Below are 18,008 nucleotides of genomic sequence, written 5' to 3'. Positions count from 1 at the left end.
GCTATCCTTCGCCTATGGCGTCAGAGGAGACCGGTGGTGCGGCCCCGGGCGCGGCAGCGCCCCGCGGCGAGAAGTCCTCGACGGTGCGTCAGGGTGCGACCGGACGAAGCAATCCGCGTCGCGAGCTCGTGGAGAAGGAGATCATGGAGCAGGCCACCCGCCTGTTCGCCGAGCGCGGTTTCGCCAGCACCACCCTGCAGGACATCGCCGATGCCACCGGCCTCACCCGACCAGCGCTCTATCACTACGTCGCCAACAAGGACGAGCTGTTCGAACGGCTCGTCAGTGAGATCGCCGAGGGCCCAGCCAATCTCCTGCACACGATCAACGAACGCAGTGGGATGACACCGACCGCGAAGCTGCGAGAGATGGCCACGTCGATCGCGCTGCATCAGATGGAGACCCGCGACCGGTTCCGAGTCCTCATCAGGTCGGAGGCCGAGCTGCCCGAATCGCTGGCCGAGTCCTACACACAGAGTCGACGGCAGGTGCTCAGGGAGTTCCGCAGCGTGATCGACGCGGGGATCGACGCGGGTGAGATGCGGCCGACCGACTCTCGCACGGCCGCACTCGGCATCATCGGCATGCTCAACTGGATCGCGTGGTGGCACCGGCCGGGCACGCCCGGCAGCGACACCACGGCGTCCGAACTCGCCGACATGGCGGTGCGCTCGGTCGCGGCCGAGACCATCCCGGACGGCGGCGAGGGACCTGCGCACGCCATCGAGATGGTGCGCCAGAATCTCGACTACCTGGAGCGTTTCATCACTCGGCCCGACCGGGACGCCTGATCGATCCGGCGCCATGTCGCCGAGTCCTGTTGCCGAACAGTAACTCCCACCCCGCATCCGGGCATTCGGCGCACCTCACGCAGGCAGCAGGGTTCGGCCGGACGCCGTGCCACGGAGAGTCTTCGCCGCCACCGTCGCCCAGGCACCGATGAGCAGGACGTAGAGGAGGATCGCCAGGACCCGGACCGGCCCACTGCCCAGCGCGGCCCCCAGAGCACTCATCCCGGTGACGCACGTACCCACGGGGAACGTGAAGCTCCACCACGTCAGTGCGAACGGCATGCCTCGACGAACGGCTCGGACGGTGATCGACGTAGCGAGCGCGAACATCGCGACACCGAACCCACCCATGGCGAGCCCGTAGACGATCCCGAACACGTGCAGCCCGAGAGCGATATAGGCCTCGTCGCCGGTGAACACCGTGGCGGACTGCACCGCCAGCACATTGACCGCGGTGACCGACTGCCCGATCATGCCCAGCGTGATCCACACCGTGGGTGCGGTCTGCGCGACCGGCGCACCGCCGTGTACGAGCCGGGAGTAGATCAGTGTCATGGTGATCATGCCCAGGAACAGGCTCAGCCCGAAGAGCGCATAGCAGGCCGACAACAGCCCGAGTCGCCACTGCCCCTCCGGCACGTGGGGGATCAGGAACGCACCCGTGGTCGCCGACACCATCGGAGGGACAATCGGCATCAGCCACGCCGGCAGGGCGATCACGTCCTCGCGCGAATGCGAGGTCATCATGGTGTAGGGCACCCACACACTCGTGAAGAGGCCCAGCGCGGTGCCTGCACACCACAGGAATCCGTCGATGGCGACCGCCGCACCGGTTCCCACGACGTCGACCCCGATGAGCATCGTGCCCGCCCCCACGGTCAGCAGCGCCATCGCCGGGGCGCCATAGAACTGGGACATGACCGGGTGCGCCGCGTACATCTTCGCGGTCTGCGGATGCCGCAGCCAATGCACCGCGAACGCAACGGTCAACAGCACCAGGGCGACGGATGCGAACAACCACAGGGCGGTGGCGAACAGACGCAAACCGGGCGGCTGCACCGGCAACGACGCCGCGGCCGTCGCCACGATACCGGTCCCCATCACCGAGGCGAACCAGTTGGGCGTGATGTGCTCGAAGACCTGCCCGGGACGATCGAGTTCTGCGAGTAGACGCCGTCGCGGGCCTTGCCGCTCAGCGATCGGCGAGTGCAGACCGCGACCGGTGGGCCCGGGGTGTTCTGTCGTCAAGACCATGCATCCGAGGGTGCGCTCAACCGCCCCGCCCGGGAAGACGCGTTGCCCTTGTGGGGTCACAAGGACAACTTGTGACCCGCGGTCGGTTCAGTTCAGCCGTACTGGTCCGCGGCGCCCTGGTCGGCCGTGTCGCCTTGCTCGTCGGTGACCAGTCGGAAAATCGGTGGAACCCGGCCGAGTCGCTCCTGGTAGCGGTCGTAGTCCGGTGCGATGCCCAGCATCCACTGCCAGCGCTCGGCCGCCTCGCGCTCCGGGAGCAACTCGGCCCGCAACCGCAGTGGGCGCCCGTCGAGTTCCGCCGTGAGGTGCGGGTCGGCCCGAAGGTTGAAATACCAGGCTGGAGGCTTCGGCAGTCCGCTGTTCGCCGCCACGACGTACAGATCGGGGGCGTCTTCGAAGACCTGGACCACCACGTTGCGTAAACGCCCGGACCGCCGGCCGGTGGTGGTGAGAACGATGGCGCGGCGGTGCCACAGCCGAGTGATCTTGCCACGCGTCCGTCGGAGGAGCCAGACACCGAAGGAGACGGATCTCGTGTCGATCTCGTGTTCGATCCGGGTCCTCAGTTCCTCCGACATCAGGCGACCAGTCATATCTCCATGGCACCGCAGACGCGCTCGGAACACCAGAGGCGATCGTCCCACCCTGCGGGGCAGCGGACCTTCGGCCCACCCGTTCAACGGCCATGTTCCCTGGCCGCAGGACCTCCTCCGAGGTTGACTCAAGGGTGGAGTATCGACGAGTTCGGGAGTTGAGATGCGCATACTGGTGGCCACGGCGAGCAGGCACGGTGCCACACGCGAGATCGGGAGACAGATCGGGTCGACGATCACCGAGACGTTGCGGGCAGACGGCATCGACCACCAGGTCGACGTGGTCGACGCCGCGGACATCGACAGCATCGACGGCTATGACGCCGCGATCATCGGGAGTGCGGTCTATTTCGGCCGATGGCTCGCGAGCGCCCGTCGGCTGATCGGCGGCGCCGAGCACCATCTTCACGCCATTCCCGTGTGGCTCTTCTCCAGCGGACCGGTCGACACCGACGAGTCCGTCCGCGAAAGCGCACGTTCGCCGGTGACCGCTCCGTGGGCACGCGAGCATCGCACCTTTCCGGGCAGACTCGACCGATCGTCGCTGGGCCTGTTCGAAAAGCTCGTCGCCGCAGCCCTGAGGGTCCCCGACCGGGACGGCCGTGACCCCGAGGCCATCGACGCCTGGGCACGCGAGATCGCCGCCACTCTGGCCACTTCCGCCTCAACCGCCTAGCGGGGTCGGACCGTCGGGCTACCCACCGGTGCCCCGCGATAAGTTTGACGGGTCGTAAACCCGTCCAGGAAGAAGTGTTTCCAGCGTGGTGCAACTGCACGATTTCGCTCTGATCGCGGTCATCCTGTCGATCGCGGCGCTCGCGGGTCTGATCGCCACCAAGCTCCGGCAACCGATGATCGTCGCGTTCATCGGCGTCGGTATCGTCGTCGGCCCGACCGGCGCCGGGTGGGTGGTCACCAACGACACGATCGAACTGCTCGCCCGACTGGGCATCGCCATCCTGTTGTTCCTCGTCGGCCTGCGGCTGGACATGAATCTCATCCGCACCACCGGGCCGGTCGCCCTGATCACCGGTATCGGGCAGGTGGTGGCCACGGCGGTTCTCGGGTTCCTGCTGGCGCTCGGGTTCGGCACCAGCGCGGTCGCGGCGCTCTACATCGGGCTGGCGGTGACCTTCTCGTCGACGATCATCATCGTCAAGTTGCTGTCCGACACCCGCGAGATCGAGCAACTCCACGGCCGGATCGCGGTCGGCATCCTGATCGTGCAGGACCTGGTGGTGGTGATCGTGATGATCGCGATCAACGCTTTCGGTCAGGAGACCGACGATTCGATGGCGGTCGCCGTCGCCTTGGTGTTCGTGAAAGGGATAGCGCTGCTGGCCGGGGTCGGCATCCTGATGCGGTTCATCCTTCCGTGGCTGCTGCATCATGTCGCCCGGTCACAGGAACTGCTCGTGCTGTTCGCCGTCGCGTACGCGATCGCGGCGGCCGCGGTGACCGAGAGCCTCGGGTTCAGTTCGGAGGTCGGCGCGTTCCTCGCGGGGATATCGCTGGCGGCCACTCCGTACCGTGATGCGCTCGGTGCCCGTCTGGTGAGCCTGCGCGACTTCCTGCTGCTGTTCTTCTTCCTCGATCTCGGCGCCGGACTCGACTTCGCCGACGCCTCCGGGCACATCATCGAAGTGGTCGTCTTCTCACTGTTCGTCCTGATTGCGAAACCGCTGATCATCATGCTGCTGATGACCGTGCAGCGCTATCCCCCGCAGGTCTCCTTCATGACCGGCGTGCCGTTGGGTCAGATCTCCGAGTTCTCGCTGATCCTCGCCGCGATCGGTGTAGGGCTGGGCCACATCACCAACACCACCTCGAGCCTCATCACGATGGTCGCGCTGATCACCATCGGCGGATCGGCGTACCTCATCCCGTTCTCGCATCGGCTCTACCAACGCCTCGAGCGGTTCCTGGGCGTCCTCGACCGGACGTCGGCCCGGAGCAGGGAACTCACCGAATCCGAGCGCGACGTCGATGCGATCCTCTACGGCCTCGGCCGGTTCGGCCGCCACATCGCCGATCAGTGCAGTTCCGGGGGCCGTCGGATCCTCGCGGTCGACTTCGATCCGCATCGGTTGGCGTCCAATGCGCGCCCCGGGATCACCGCCGTCTACGGCAGTGCGACAGACATCCACTTCCTGGAGTCGTTGCCGCTGGCGCGCGCCAGCTTCATCATCAGCACGATTCCCGCGATGGATGCCAATCTCACCCTGCTCCACGCGCTGAAGCACCATCGATACCAGGGGCACATCGTCATGACGGCCCACCATCCCCACGACGCGGAGAGGCTCCGTGCGGCCGGCGCGGACACGGTACTCGAGCCGTTCTCGCTCGCTGCGGAGGCGACCACCGAGGTGCTCGACCGGCTCATCGGGGACGATCACGACCACGGTCGGGACAACGGGCCGGTACGGTAGACGCCGCCGACTCCAGGGGGGCCGATCGGTTCGCGACTCCGACGAGTTCGACATCTCAGACGGCCACCGGACAGGTCCTCACGTGACTGCGGGTTCCTCCCCCACCCCGAACGTATTGACCGCAGTGGCCAACAATCCGTAGCAGCCGACGACGAAGACGAGATCCATTCGTTGCCTCTCGTCAAGCCACTTCTCAAGCGCATCCCAGGTGCCTGTGGAGATCTGCGCCCGGTCCAGGAGTTCGTCGGTCGCCGTGATCACCAGCCGGTCGGCCGTCGCGGGCATGTGCCCTGTCGCGATGTCCGCCAGATCGTCCATGGTCAACCCTGCAGACTGGGCGATCGGCACGTGGTGTGTCCACAGGTAGCCACACCGCTGCCGGTGGACGACTCGCAGAACCGCGATCTCCCGATAACGAGCAGAGAGCGTCGACTGCCGCAGCAGGTATGCGTTGAACGTCAGATATGCCTCTGCCAGAGGGGGATTGCGTACCAGAGTCGCAAGCAACTCGCCCGCGTCGCGCGGGTTGATCCGCTCGGGAGACAGCAGCACGGCCATGGCCGTGCGCACGCTGTCATCCCATTCCTCGACCGGGAGCGGCGCGAGTCGTGTCGACGTACTCAGCGTGACGCCTCACTGATCAGGTCGAGGTACCGCATGATCGCGGGCGTGTCGGTATCCACGGCGACCGGCGGTGACATCCGTCCCGACTGAAAGGCCGCTTTGAGGTTGGCCTTGGCCGTCTCCACGTCGGTGTCGATCTCATAGAGGGTGATGAACGTGTCGGTACCGTCGGGTTGCCATCGACGCGCCGACACGAATCCGTCGATCTCGAGCATCTCGGGGATGTGCACGTCGTCATGCCACTTGTGGTAATCACTCACCTGCTCGGCAGAGGCAGGCTTGGTTTCGACGAAGAGCAGGGAACGAGACATACGATTCTCCTGTTTGTTTACGTGCGGAGGTGGATCGTTGACGTGTTATTGGATCGGTTCGTCGCCGAGGACAGTCGTGCGGAGCATTTCTCGGGGTGAATCGGGTTCATAGGGAGCCGCTCGGTGAAGCACACCGCGGTTGTCCCAGATGACGGTGTCCCCCACGGACCACTCATGGCTGTACACCTTGTCGCGGGTGGTCGCCTGCTCCAGGAGTTCGGCGAGCAGGGCTCGGCCTTCCTCGAGGTCCATTCCGACGATGTGGTCGGTCGACGCTCCGAGTACCAGCGACTTTCGGCCGCTCCGGTGTTGCCACACCAGCGGATGCTCATGCGTCGGGCGGGCACGCCATCGAGCCAGCAGTTCCGGGCTGGGATCGGGCGTGACCCTGCGCTGGGAGGCCTCGAGCGAGTGCACCACCCGGAGGTCGTCGACGCGGGCTTTGTCGGCGTCGCTGAGCGATTCATACGCGCCGTATGCGCTGGCGAACTCGGTTTCGCCGCCTTGTCGTGCCACGTGCACCGCGGTCAGTACGGTGGCACGTTGCGGGAACTCGCCGTTGGCGGGGGTGCAGCCGTCGATATGCCAATCGAACGTCGCCTTGAGGTAGGAGGCGCTGGAGGTCTTGTTGGGGTCCAGGGAGATCCGGTAGATGCCGGGCACGGGGTGGTGACCGTCGGCGCTGTGGTCGACGTCGCCGAGCCGGCGGCAGAACGCGACTTGGGCTTCCGGCTCCAGGTTCAGACCACGGAACACGAGAACTCCGTTGTCTTCCAGGGCTTCCAGGATGGCGTCACCGATCGAGTCGTCGCCGGCGAGCCGATCGGAGTCGATCCCCGACACCTCGGCTCCCACGGTGTCGGTGAGTTTGTTGATGGTGATCAGACTCATCGTTGGGCGTCCTTTCTTACGGTTGATCAAGGCGAAACACGAGACTGTGCGCTCATGGCATGGGCGCCGAGATGCGGTCCATGACCGCATCTGCAGCGTCAACCGGTGCCGGCTGATGCATGATCTCGACCGACATGGCGACCATCACCACCGAATAGATGAGGCGGAGCAGGTTGAGGGCGTCGTCGGGGAGGTCATCCAACGCGAACTTGTCGCAGTGGTCGATCGCCTCCTCCAGACGGGGGAACGCCGCGTCATAGAACGTCTGCATTTCGGGCATGGTGCTCGAGATCCGCTTGTCCCAGCGTTCGGCTTCGGTTGCCAGGCACCACTGCGGCGCGAACTCCTCCAACTCTGCGAAAGCAGAGGGCAGCATGGTCTCGGTCATGCGCGGACCCCCGCGGTCGCGCTTTCCTGCCGGTATTCGGTCACCCAGTCCACGGTGACCTTGTGCAGATGGCGTACCAGGACTTCCTGGTCGCTGAGGGGATAGTCGTCGACGATGTCCGTTTCCAGCGCAACCTGTGTGCCGCCCAACATGCCGGCATCTTGGAGCGCGAACTCCTTCAGGACCACGGAGGCGACCTCGTGTTCGACCCGCTCGCGCACTGTACGGGCAGGATGAAAGAAGGTGTAGGCCTCGAAGCGATGGGTGTTGTAGGACGTCGGCCAGTATCGGTAGAGCAGATACCACCCGCCGTAGATGAGGATCTCGGTGTTGGGGAAGATCTGGAAGTTGCTGATACCCCATGGTTCGATCCCGCCGGGATTCAGGCCCGGCGGGAGCGGCCCCAGATCTGGTGTGTGCCAGGGCCCGACGAGTCCGCTGTGCGTTGCCAGTTCGATGGGATACATGTACTCGGGCGGTAGGAGCCAGCGACGCGTCCCGGCCGTGGAGACCAGGCGGTGTGGACCGTCGATCTGAAAGTGTCCGCACTCGAACTCCGCGTTCGGAACACGGACCGCCGGCGGAACCTGCTGGGAGTGCAGCGACGGGACGTGGTAGTACTCCTGGAAGGCGTCGGCGAAGATCTTCCAGTTGCTGTTGTTGTGGGCGACCCACTCATAGCGTTCGGTGAGTTTGTCGAACGGGTAGTCGTCGAGAGCGGTGATCATCGGACCGAGGAAGTCTCGCAGCCCCTGCTTCGGCTGCGGATCGAAGTTGATGAAGACGAAGCCGTTCCAGATATCGCACGCCACCGGACTCAACGCATAGTCTGCCGGCGCGAATGCGGGACCCGTGGTTGCGTCGGGAATGTGTGCGAGGGATCCGTCGAGCGACCAGCTCCAGCCACATCTGCGGCAGGTCAGTTGGTCGCACCGACCGGACACTTCCCTGTCGGGGAAATCGTTCCACATCAACTGGTTACCCATGTGCCGACAGATGTTGTAGAACGCGTGAATTCGTTTGTCTTCGCCTCGGACCAGGAGAACCGATGCGGCAGCCACTTCAATCTCCTTGGTCGCGTAGCTGCCGGGTTCAGGCACCTCCTCGACCCGTGCCACATTCAGCCATGCCCGCTTGAAAATGGCCTCACGTTCGAGATCGTAGAACTCCTTCGATATCGAGTCACGAAAGGACACCGGACCCGTCCCCAGTTCGGGGTAGTGCTCGGTCCATGACCCCTCCGGGGGTTTTGGCCATCGTCCCACGAGAACCTCCTCGTCAATCCACGCTCTTGCCGTATGGTCGGCAGCCGATGTCGGTCACAGAATCGACCCCCCGTTCACACCCAGAACCTGTCCGGTGATGTAGCCCGCCTCGTCCGACGCGAGAAACCCGACAGCAGCGGCGATGTCGTCACCGGTGCCGAGATGACCGACCGGGATGTTCGCGGCCATCGTCTCGTTCGACGGCAGATGTCCTGCCTCCTGCGAGCGATGCTGCATGGGCGTCTCGATACCCGAGGGCGGAATGTTGTTGACGGTGATCCCCTGGAGCGCGAACTCACGCGCCAACGACTTGGTCAGACTGATCACGCCGCCCTTGGCGGCGGCGTAGTGCGCCATGCCCGGCGATCCTCGCTGTGCGCTCGACGACGAGATCATGACGATCCGGCCCCAGTTTGCGTCGACCATGTCCGGCAGCGCTGCCTGGCAGCAGTGAAATGTACCCGTCAGGTTCACGTCGAGGAGTCGCGTCCATGCATCGGTGGTGAGTTCGAGAAACGGCGCGAAACCGACGAGACCCGCGCTGGTGACCAGAATGCCGACGGGGCCGAGTTCGCTGCGCACCTTGGCGAATGCCTCGTCGACCGAGGGTCGCTTCGTCACATCGGCGGCGATTCCGATCGACGTGACACCCTGTGCCCGGAGGTCTTCGGCGACTCGCTGGGCACCGCTCTCGTCGATGTCGAGAACCGCGACACGGTGGCCGCGACGTCCCAGTTCGTGACAGGTGGCTTCCCCCATTCCCGACGCTCCGCCGGTCACCACGGCAACCTTCATCATCGCGTCCACCTCGCCGATGTCATGGGCAACACTCCTATTCGTAAACCACGCTGATGGTCGGGCTGGTCGGCACCGACTGACAGGTCAAGATGTAGCCTTCCGCGACCTCGTCGTCGTCGAGCGCATCGTTGTTCAGCATCCGCACGCTGCCCTCGATGACCCGCGCCATACATGTTGCACACGAACCTGTTTCACAGGAGGACGGTGCGCGCAGTCCGGCCGAACGAGCGGACTGCAGCAGGGTGTGTCCCGTCCGATACGGAACTGTGGTCGTTCGCCGATCGAGCCGGATCGTCACCTCGGTCGTCGTGGACCCGAAGACATCGGAGTCGGCATCGAATGCCGGCACGGCAGCGGAGAATCGCTCCAGATGTATCCGGTCAGTGGATGTTCCGACTGCGGCGAGGGTCGACTCCGCGGTGTCCATGAAGGCGGATGGACCACAGATGTAGTGATCGGCGTCGGTGCCGACATCAGCCAGAAAGGAAGTGATCGCATCCCCCGTCACCAGACCGGAATCCTCGTCGAAGTGGTGGTGGATCACGAGTCTGCCGGGATGGCGGACGGCCAGATCATCGAGTGCGTCACCGAAGATCACCGAATCCCGGCTGCGATTGGCATAGAAGAGGCGCACGGTGCGCGTGGTGCCCTGCAGTGCCGCGGAGATCAGTGAGAACACCGGCGTCACACCACTCCCGCCCGCGAAGGCCACCAGGTCGGCAGCGGTCTCGGCCAGCACGAACCGTCCCGATGGCCGCGCAGCCCAGATCTGGTCGCCGACTTGGACGTGATCGTTGATCCAATTGGACACCACACCATCGCGATCACGTTTGACGGTGATGCGGAGGTCCTTCCCGACGAGCGGTGACGACGACATCGAATAACACCGCAAGTACTCGCAACCGCCTACCTCGACATTGATTGTGATGAATTGACCTGCCCGGTAACGGAATTGCATCGTGTCGGTGGCGGGTACGTCGAGAACGAGCGACACGGCATCGGACGTCTCACACACAACACCTTTGACGCGCAGGGCCCGGAAGCGGTCGCCGTTCTGTCGGGACACCCGATCGGCACCCGCGAGTGTGGTTTCGACCTCGTGGGCAGGCGTTTCCTGCGCGGTTACGTGCGTCATGTCGCCTCCCGTCTCCGACTACGCAAACCACAGTATCAAGTACTTGCGACATGTATCAAGTACTTGTCACTCGGCTTGCGGGTGAGTCTGGCGATATCAACAGGTCGATTGTCAGGTCACATGGTCGGCCCGAAAGGTCTGGCCGGTTCCCTGTTCCACAACGCGGGAGAGCAGTTCGCGCAGTGTCTTCTGCTCGTCGGTGGTCAGGACTCCGAACACCTTCGCATGCGCTTCCAGCGCATCGGCAACGACCTTTTTCGCGACCTTGCGCCCCTCCTTGGTCAGGTAAGACTGCAGGATGCGGGCGTGATGAGGATCTTGTCGGCGCTCGACGAGTCCCCGACGCTCCAGCGCGGTGAGCGCAACCTGCACGCCCTGCGGGGTGATCAACAGGCGTCGGGCGAGTTCGGCTGCCGACAGCCCCGGCTCCTCGCTCAGCTGGCGGAGGACACCGATCTGCGCGGTCGTGACACCGTCTTGACTGACGGCCTCGTTGACGCTGGTCAGCGAGTAGTAGAAGGCCTGTTTGAGGAGCCAGAGGATGTTCTCTGTCAGTTCCATGCGCGCCTCCGTCGTCGGCCGTGTCACTTGTTCTCAAGTTCGACGGTAGCTCACAGCAAGCACGCGACCGCTATGGCCGGCGATGAACCTTCCCATCCTTCATCACGAAGCGCACGTCCAGTGTCGACCCGATATCGGCCGACACATCACCGGGCACGGCGATGATGTCGGCGAAGTACCCGGGGGCCAGACGACCCAGCTCATGGTCGGCCTCGATCAGCTCGGCACTCGTCACGGTTGCTGCCCGAATGGCCTGCATCGGCGTCATGCCACGTTTGACCAGCGCGCAGAGTTCCTTGGCGTTCTGGCCGTGCGGGATGGCCGGCGCATCGCTGCCGCACGCTATGCGAACACCTGCGGCAATCGCCTTGGGCAACATCGACTTCGCGCGCGGGAAGACCTCTTCGGCCTTGCGCCGGAGTTCAGGTGCGATGCGATCCACTGCCATCTCGTCGGTCAGACTCGTCGTCGACACGAGGAATGTTCCGTGATCTGCCATCATCTGGATCGTGTCATCGCTGGCCAGAAATCCGTGCTCGATGCAGTCGATCCCCGCGCGGATGCATGCTCGGATGGCGCTGTCTCCGACCGCATGAGCCGCCACTCGCAGGCCGGCGCGATGGGCCTCGTCGGCGATGGCCTCGAACTCCGCGTCGGAATACTGTTGCGAGCCCGGCGACGTGCTGTGCGACATCACCCCACCCGACGCGGACACCTTGATCACCTTGGCACCGTGCCTGATCTGGTAGCGCACACATGCCTGCACATCCGGCACTCCATTGGCGATACCTTCACCGACGCTCAGCGGCATGACGCCCGGCGCCATCCTCTGGAACACCGTCGGATCCAGGTGCCCCCCGTAGGGCGTGACGGCGTGCCCGGCCGGAACGATACGTGGCCCGGGATACCAGCCCTGGTCGATCGCGCGCTGCAGCGCGACGTCGAGGAGGTATCCGCCGGTCTTCACCATCAGACCGAGATTGCGAACCGTGGTGAATCCCGCCTCCAGTGTGGATCGGGCATTGATCCCACCGCGCAGCGTCCGGTATGCCGGGTCGTCCTGAACCCCGTGCATCGGCGACGGCAGGCCATCGGGACCGCCGGGACCGCCGATGAGCAGGTTCAGTTCCATGTCCATCAGACCCGGCAGCAGCGTCACATCGCCGAGGTCGATGGTGGTGGCCGTATCAGGCAGCGGCCCCGAAGGATTCACCGCTGTGATGCGGTCGCTCTCGACCACCACGACCGCGTCGCGACGAACCACTCCGGCGTCGACGTCGGCCCACCGCTGGGCCGTGACGATCGTGGGAGGGTTCGTCACGGCACCGGTTCGGCGTCGCACTCGAGCCAGGTCGCGCCCGAATCAGGTACCCGGGGTTGTGCCCAGGACTCCACGGCGAAGGACACCGTGACCATCGAGTACAGCATGTGCATGAGGTTGAGCACGTCGTCCGGAAGATCGTCGAGCGGGAATTTGTCGCAATAGCTCAGGGCTTCCTCGGCGCGTGCAGTGATCACGTCGTAGAAGGCCTGTATTTCGACCATCGTCGAGGCGAGCCGTTTGGCGTAACGTTCGCTCTCGGTCTCGAGACACCAGTCGGAGAATTGCTCGAGGTCCTCGAACTCGGGTGGCAGCAAAGTAGTCATCATCAAACCGCCTTTTCCGCTGTGCGCTGATAGTCCGCGATCCACTCCGCCGTTTCTTTGTGCAGGTGTCGAATGAGGATCTCCTGATCGCAGAGGAGGTACTTGTCGAGGATGCGGGTCTCGAGCATCGACTGCGTGGCCTCGAGCGTGTTGGCGTCCTGGAGTCCGTACTCCTTGAACGACGCCGCGGCCAGTTCTTGGCCGACTCGTTCGCGGGGGGTTCGTGCCTGCGGGAAGTAGAGCGTGCCCTCGAAGATGTGGGTGTTGTAGGACGTCGGCCAGTAGTGATAGGTGAGGTACCACCCCTGCCCCCAGAACAGGATCGTGAAGTTGGGGAACAGCTGGAATGAATCCAGGCCCCATGGATCACATCTCGCCGGATTGAGCCCAGTCGGCATCGGCCCCAGATCTGGCTTCTCCCATGGCCCGAAAAGCCCACTCTGACATATGTCTTCGATCGGCTTACGCATGGAGGCGTCCAACTCCCAGGCACGGATACCAGAGGTGCTCACCAGACGATGTGGGCCTTGGATCCGATAGTGCGGGGCTTCGAATCCCGCTTCGGCGGCGGCCTTGGAGAAAGCGGTCGGCGTCTGGTTCGCATGCAATACCGGGGCGTGGTAGAACTCCTGGAACGCGTCCATGTAGAGCTTCCAGTTCGCCTTGACCTCGGACCGATAGTGCCAGCGTGAGGTCATCTTGTCGAAGGGGTAGCCGGCCAGGTCGGTGATCATGGGCCCGAGGAAGTCCGTCAGCGATTGCTCGGGTTCCTTGGCGAAGTTGACGAAGATGAAGCCTTCCCACACCTCACAGTGCACCGGCACCAGGCCGTACCGGGACCTGTCGAGATCGAAGAACTCGCCCTCCTGCTGGACGAACGTCAGGTCACCGTCGAGGTTGTACCGCCACGCGTGGTACTTGCAGGTGAATTGTCGACACGTCCCGCTGGTCTCCTCCTGCGGCATGTCGTCCCAGACCAACTTGTTGCCGCGGTGCCGGCACACGTTGTGAAATGCCTTGACCTCGTCGCCGCGGGTGCGGACCACGATGATCGAGGTGTTGACCGCGGCGACTTCCTTGGTGAAATAACTACCCTTGCGCGGGATCTGTTCGACGCGACCGACATTGAGCCATGCGCGTTTGAAGATCGCCGTACGTTCCAGCTCGTAGATCTCCGGATTGACCGAATCCTCGTACGACACCGGGGCGGTGCCCAACTCGGGATAATGCTCGGTCCAGCTTCCTTCTGGCGGCTTGGGAAATCGTGCCATGACGCTACTCCTGATGGCCTCGGGCCGAAGACGGCAACGTGGTGAACCGTAGCCAACCGGCTCCGAACCGACCCGAAATGGCACCGCTTCCGGTCGTCGGCTGACTGGGATCTGCTCCGCTGACGGTATATGCTCCAGATCACAATCGCAAGTAGTTGATATTCATTCCAGGTCGGCACAGGAGGAGCACACGTGCAGCACGAAACCGAGTTGTTCATCGGCGGAACCTGGACGGCACCGAGCCTCGATGACGAGATCGAGGTGATCTGCCCGCACACCGAAGCCTGCGTCGCACGCGTCGCCGTCGCCGGACCAGCAGATGTGGACGCGGCGGTCGCGGCGGCCCGGGCCTCGTTCGAGAAAGGCGATTGGTCGCAGGCGGACCCCTCCGAAAGAGTCAGTGCGATAAAACGTTTGGTCGAGGTCTATGCTGCGCGCCAATCCGAGATGGCCGAGACGATCACCAGCGAGATCGGGGCGCCGATCTCCTTCTCCCGGCGAGCTCAGGTCGCCTTTCCGCTCGCGATGATGAGTGCATTCGCCGCACTTGCCGAAAGCCTCACGTGGCGTGAGACCCGACACGGGTTCTTCGGCCCCGACGTCCATGTGCGCAAGGAGCCGGTCGGCGTGGTGGCCGCAATCGTGCCGTGGAACATGCCGCAGTTCCTGATCACGACCAAGTTGATACCGGCTCTGCTCGCCGGGTGCAGCGTTGTTCTCAAACCCGCAGCCGAGTCGCCGCTCGACGCCCTGCTGCTGGCCCGGATCATCGACGAGGCCGACCTGCCACCGGGAATCGTCAGCGTCGTACCGGGAGATGCCGCGGTCGGCGAGCACCTTGTCTCCCATCCCGGGGTCGACAAGGTGTCCTTCACGGGATCCACGGCCGCGGGCCGCCGCATCGCCGGCGTGTGCGGAGCAGACCTACGCCCCGTCAGCCTCGAGCTGGGGGGCAAATCGGCCGCCATCGTCCTCGCAGACGCCGACCCGGCCACCGTCTCGGCCGGCGTCCGCACCGCGAGCCTGTCCAACAGCGGCCAGATCTGCAACGCCCTCACCCGCGTCCTCGTTCCCACCGACCGGGCCGGCGAGTTCGTCGATGCGCTGGCCGCAGAGATGGGTCGGATGGTCATCGGCGATCCACGCGATCCCGACACCCAGGTCGGTCCCCTGGTGTCCCGACGCCAACAGGAACGAGTACGCGGCTACATCGAATCGGGAAAACGTGAAGGCGCCCAACTGATTCTGGGTGGTCCGGAGATGCCGGACGGCATCGACAGGGGCTGGTATGTGCAACCCACGCTGTTCAGCGGAGCTCACAACTCGATGCAGATTGCGCGCGAGGAGATCTTCGGCCCGGTCATCACGGTCATCACCTATGGCAGCGAAGAGGAGGCCATCAGCATCGCCAACGATTCGGAGTACGGGCTCGCGGGGTCCGTTTGGACCGAGGATGTCGATCATGGACTGGCCATCGCCGCCCAGATCCGCACCGGCACATTTGGCGTCAATCAGGGATACGCGATGGACCCCGTCGCACCTTTCGGCGGTGTCAAGTGCAGCGGATACGGACGCGAACTCGGTCGCGAAGGGATCGAGGAGTACCTGATCACGAAGTCGATCTCGGTGACATCGACTCGGCCGGCGTAGACGAGCGGGTCAGCGCGAGGCACTCGGGGACTCGTGCGCGTCTCGTCGACGTCGATCGCACCGACGACGATCGGTGACCACCAGAGTTCGCGCGATCTGGTGGCGCGGCGCAGGGCGAGGATCTGAGTTCACGCGTGGTCGCGGAGCACGTGTGTGAGCACCTTGCCGGTCGTGTTGCGCGGAATCTCATCGAGGATGCGGAGTTCTCGTGGCAGTTTGTGACGGTTCCGACATCGTCGGAGAAGGCCTCGGCCGGTTCGGGCGGGCACATCGCCGACCAGTGCAGTTCCGGGGGACGTCGGATCCTCGCGGTCGACTTCGACCCACATCGGTTGGCGTCGAATCAGCGCCCCGGGATCACCGCGGTCTACGGCAGCGCGACGGATCTCCACTTCCTGGAATCGTTGCCCGTTGTCGCGCGCGACGTTCATCATCAGCACGATCCCCGCGATGGACGCCAACCTCACCCTGCTCCACGCGCTCAAACACCACCACTACCAGGGCCACATCGCCATGACGGCCCACCATCCCGACGACGCGTTGCGGCTCCGCGCGGCAGTGCGGACACGGTACTCGAACCCTTCTCTCTTGCCGCGGAGGCGACGACCGAGGTGCTCGATCGGCTCATCGGAGACGATCACGACCACGATCGGTAGTCAGCCGCACCGTCGTCAATCCGCGCAGCTCACCGGACACCCGATGGACTGACGCTGGTCACCTTGTCCGCAACGATCTCACCGGCAGCGATCTGGTCGCGGATCTTGAACTTCTGGATCTTGCCCGACGGAGTCATCGGAAACGAGTCCACGAAAAACCACATCGACGGAACCTTGTGCGCGGAAATCCTCTCGCGGCACCACGCCTTGAGGTCGTCGGGATCGATGTGCCGGGACGGATCGTGCAGGCAGATCACTGCACCGATTTGTTCACCCCAGTAGTCGTCGGGCACACCGACGACCACCACGTCGTGCACGTCGGGATGCTCGAAGAGCATGTCCTCGATCTCGCGCGGGTAGATGTTGACGCCGCCGCGGATGATCATCTCCTTCAGCCGACCGGTGATCTTCAGGAATCCACGCTCGTCCATCGTCGCGAGGTCACCCATGTGCAACCACCCGTCCGCGTCGATCGTCGCAGCAGTCTCCTCCGGCATGTCGAAGTAGCCCAGCATGTTCTGATAACCGCGACAACAAATCTCACCCTGCTCGCCAAGGGCCACAACAGCGCCGGTGATCGGATCGACCAACCGGACCTCCAGCTCGGGCAGCGGCCGACCGACGGTCCGCGCCTGGTCCTCTGCACTGTCGGTGACCTTCGTCTGGCTGATCACGCCGTGCATCTCGGTCTGGCCGAAGAGAATCGAGAAATTGCAGCCCCACTCCTCCGTGACCCGATGCACAAGCGCCTCGGGTACCGTCGCTGCCCCCGACAAGACCGTCTGCATGCTCGAGAGGTCGCGGGTCGCACTGTCCGGGTGGTCCAGCAGAGCGATCAGCATCGTGGGCACGAGAAGGCCATGCGTGCCTCGATATGTCTCATACGCCTCGAGAACCCCTGCCGGATCGAATCCCGGCAACACGACATAGGTCCCGTGGGCCGAGAGGGTGCCGAGCTCGGTGACCGCTCCGCCACCGATGTGATACATCGGCATCGCATTGACGCAGACGCCACCATCTGCCATTCCCGCACGTTCGAAGACGAAGGTGGCCTCGTTGACAATTCCCTTGTGGTGCAACAGCGCACCCTTCGGGAACCCGGTCGTCCCCGACGTGTACTGGATCTGAACCGGGTCCATCGGTGCGACATCGGGCAGGCCGACCCCGGGGTCACTCTGCTCCGCGTACTGCCACCACTCGTCATCGGGTACGGCCATGCGCACCGTACCGACGTCCGCGCGGGCGGCATCAACGATGGCGTTCAGGTCCGCACCCCGGTAGGAGCGCTGATAGAAGATCGCGACGGCCCCAGAATGACGCAGAACGTAGGCCAGCTCATCTCGGCGATACGCGGGATTGGCTGCTACCACGACCATTCCGGCCATGGCGATGGCTTGCTGCAGGATCACCCAGTCGCCGCTGTTGGCGGCAAAGACCGCGATGCGGTCCCCGGGCGCGAAGTCGGCGAGAAGCGCCCGCGCATAACGTTCCGTGTCACGAAGAAGCTCCGCGTACGTCCACGACCGACGTTCCGACGGCTCGGGTACCGCATCGACCAGCGCCACCCGGTCGGGCGCCACGGCGGCACCTTCCCGGAGGAGTCCGGGCAACGTGATGTCCCGAACACCAGAACTCGGTACGGCCGGCCAATACGAGGTGCTGAGCTCCATGATGTCTCCTGTCAGAATTCACCTGAGCCACCATGACGGTCCGCGGTGGGACCACGATCGTGGCGAGTGCTGTT

Annotated in this window: 20 protein-coding genes; 5 read left to right on the top strand and 15 right to left on the bottom strand. The window is 64.3% G+C overall.

Annotated features, from left to right (window positions below):
* Window positions 1-14 precede the first annotated feature (14 nt).
* The gene (locus GORHZ_RS12965; RefSeq protein ID WP_006333692.1) at window positions 15-791 is read left to right on the top strand and encodes a TetR/AcrR family transcriptional regulator; all 777 of its coding nucleotides are present in this window, start codon (window positions 15-17) and stop codon (window positions 789-791) included.
* 75 nt (window positions 792-866) lie between these two features.
* Here GORHZ_RS12965 and GORHZ_RS12960 read toward each other — a convergent pair whose 3' ends face one another.
* Window positions 867-2,045: a TDT family transporter gene (locus tag GORHZ_RS12960; RefSeq protein WP_083877287.1), complete on the bottom strand. Its 1,179-nt coding sequence runs from the start codon at window positions 2,043-2,045 to the stop codon at window positions 867-869.
* A 92-nt stretch (window positions 2,046-2,137) separates the two neighbouring features.
* Window positions 2,138-2,638 (bottom strand): nitroreductase/quinone reductase family protein, encoded by a 501-nt coding sequence (locus tag GORHZ_RS12955; protein ID WP_051998865.1) that lies wholly within the window; start codon window positions 2,636-2,638, stop codon window positions 2,138-2,140.
* A gap of 163 nt (window positions 2,639-2,801) precedes the next feature.
* Between GORHZ_RS12955 and GORHZ_RS12950 the strand changes: the two genes are divergently transcribed.
* Together GORHZ_RS12950 and GORHZ_RS12945 are read left to right on the top strand one after the other, a co-directional pair.
* Window positions 2,802-3,314, top strand: a complete 513-nt coding sequence (locus GORHZ_RS12950; RefSeq protein ID WP_006333689.1) for a flavodoxin domain-containing protein — start codon at window positions 2,802-2,804, stop codon at window positions 3,312-3,314.
* A gap of 85 nt (window positions 3,315-3,399) precedes the next feature.
* Complete coding sequence (locus GORHZ_RS12945; protein ID WP_006333688.1) at window positions 3,400-5,067, top strand: cation:proton antiporter; 1,668 nt, start codon at window positions 3,400-3,402, stop codon at window positions 5,065-5,067.
* 78 nt (window positions 5,068-5,145) lie between these two features.
* Here the strand turns inward: GORHZ_RS12945 and GORHZ_RS12940 are convergent, their stop codons facing one another.
* The 11 genes from GORHZ_RS12940 to GORHZ_RS12890 all read right to left on the bottom strand — a co-directional run bounded on the left by GORHZ_RS12940 (window position 5,146) and on the right by GORHZ_RS12890 (window position 13,958).
* Window positions 5,146-5,625 (bottom strand): carboxymuconolactone decarboxylase family protein, encoded by a 480-nt coding sequence (locus GORHZ_RS12940; protein ID WP_051998864.1) that lies wholly within the window; start codon window positions 5,623-5,625, stop codon window positions 5,146-5,148.
* A 62-nt stretch (window positions 5,626-5,687) separates the two neighbouring features.
* On the bottom strand, window positions 5,688-6,002 hold the full coding sequence (locus GORHZ_RS12935; protein WP_006333683.1) for a hypothetical protein: 315 nt from the start codon (window positions 6,000-6,002) through the stop codon (window positions 5,688-5,690).
* Between the two features lie 45 nt (window positions 6,003-6,047).
* The gene (locus GORHZ_RS12930; protein WP_006333681.1) at window positions 6,048-6,893 is read right to left on the bottom strand and encodes a TauD/TfdA dioxygenase family protein; all 846 of its coding nucleotides are present in this window, start codon (window positions 6,891-6,893) and stop codon (window positions 6,048-6,050) included.
* 52 nt (window positions 6,894-6,945) lie between these two features.
* Window positions 6,946-7,281, bottom strand: coding sequence for a hypothetical protein (locus GORHZ_RS12925; protein WP_006333678.1), 336 nt, complete (start codon window positions 7,279-7,281; stop codon window positions 6,946-6,948).
* Window positions 7,278-8,546: an aromatic ring-hydroxylating oxygenase subunit alpha gene (locus GORHZ_RS12920; protein WP_006333676.1), complete on the bottom strand. Its 1,269-nt coding sequence runs from the start codon at window positions 8,544-8,546 to the stop codon at window positions 7,278-7,280. The genes GORHZ_RS12925 and GORHZ_RS12920 overlap by 4 nt, the downstream gene beginning before the upstream one ends.
* Before the next feature lie 54 nt (window positions 8,547-8,600).
* The gene (locus GORHZ_RS12915) at window positions 8,601-9,341 is read right to left on the bottom strand and encodes an SDR family NAD(P)-dependent oxidoreductase (RefSeq protein WP_174347206.1); all 741 of its coding nucleotides are present in this window, start codon (window positions 9,339-9,341) and stop codon (window positions 8,601-8,603) included.
* Between the two features lie 37 nt (window positions 9,342-9,378).
* Entirely contained in the window at window positions 9,379-10,479 is a 1,101-nt protein-coding gene (locus GORHZ_RS12910; protein WP_006333671.1) for a ferredoxin--NADP reductase, read from the bottom strand.
* Window positions 10,480-10,590: 111 nt separating this feature from the next.
* Window positions 10,591-11,040 (bottom strand): MarR family winged helix-turn-helix transcriptional regulator, encoded by a 450-nt coding sequence (locus tag GORHZ_RS12905; protein WP_006333667.1) that lies wholly within the window; start codon window positions 11,038-11,040, stop codon window positions 10,591-10,593.
* A gap of 70 nt (window positions 11,041-11,110) precedes the next feature.
* A complete protein-coding gene (locus tag GORHZ_RS12900; RefSeq protein ID WP_006333664.1) occupies window positions 11,111-12,361 on the bottom strand; it encodes a metal-dependent hydrolase family protein in 1,251 nt (416 codons plus the stop codon).
* On the bottom strand, window positions 12,358-12,687 hold the full coding sequence (locus tag GORHZ_RS12895; protein ID WP_006333662.1) for a hypothetical protein: 330 nt from the start codon (window positions 12,685-12,687) through the stop codon (window positions 12,358-12,360). Before GORHZ_RS12895 ends, GORHZ_RS12900 begins: the two co-directional genes overlap by 4 nt.
* 2 nt (window positions 12,688-12,689) lie before the next feature.
* Window positions 12,690-13,958 (bottom strand): aromatic ring-hydroxylating oxygenase subunit alpha, encoded by a 1,269-nt coding sequence (locus GORHZ_RS12890; RefSeq protein ID WP_006333661.1) that lies wholly within the window; start codon window positions 13,956-13,958, stop codon window positions 12,690-12,692.
* Window positions 13,959-14,150: 192 nt separating this feature from the next.
* Between GORHZ_RS12890 and GORHZ_RS12885 the strand changes: the two genes are divergently transcribed.
* Window positions 14,151-15,608, top strand: coding sequence for an aldehyde dehydrogenase (locus GORHZ_RS12885; RefSeq protein ID WP_006333660.1), 1,458 nt, complete (start codon window positions 14,151-14,153; stop codon window positions 15,606-15,608).
* A gap of 128 nt (window positions 15,609-15,736) precedes the next feature.
* Here the strand turns inward: GORHZ_RS12885 and GORHZ_RS31600 are convergent, their stop codons facing one another.
* The gene (locus GORHZ_RS31600; RefSeq protein ID WP_373279602.1) at window positions 15,737-16,000 is read right to left on the bottom strand and encodes a hypothetical protein; all 264 of its coding nucleotides are present in this window, start codon (window positions 15,998-16,000) and stop codon (window positions 15,737-15,739) included.
* On the opposite strand from GORHZ_RS31600, the gene GORHZ_RS32225 reads away from it, so the two are divergent.
* Window positions 15,911-16,264 (top strand): hypothetical protein, encoded by a 354-nt coding sequence (locus GORHZ_RS32225; protein ID WP_373279601.1) that lies wholly within the window; start codon window positions 15,911-15,913, stop codon window positions 16,262-16,264. The two genes, GORHZ_RS31600 and GORHZ_RS32225, sit on opposite strands and share 90 nt — an antisense overlap.
* Window positions 16,265-16,293: 29 nt before the next feature.
* Here GORHZ_RS32225 and GORHZ_RS12875 read toward each other — a convergent pair whose 3' ends face one another.
* Window positions 16,294-17,934, bottom strand: coding sequence for an AMP-binding protein (locus GORHZ_RS12875; protein ID WP_006333658.1), 1,641 nt, complete (start codon window positions 17,932-17,934; stop codon window positions 16,294-16,296).
* Window positions 17,935-18,008 lie beyond the last annotated feature (74 nt).

This window comes from Gordonia rhizosphera NBRC 16068 (assembly GCF_000298195.1).
Lineage (GTDB): Bacteria > Actinomycetota > Actinomycetes > Mycobacteriales > Mycobacteriaceae > Gordonia > Gordonia rhizosphera.
Note: the sequence above shows the minus strand (reverse complement) of the source record. Positions and strands in the feature narration are given on the sequence as shown.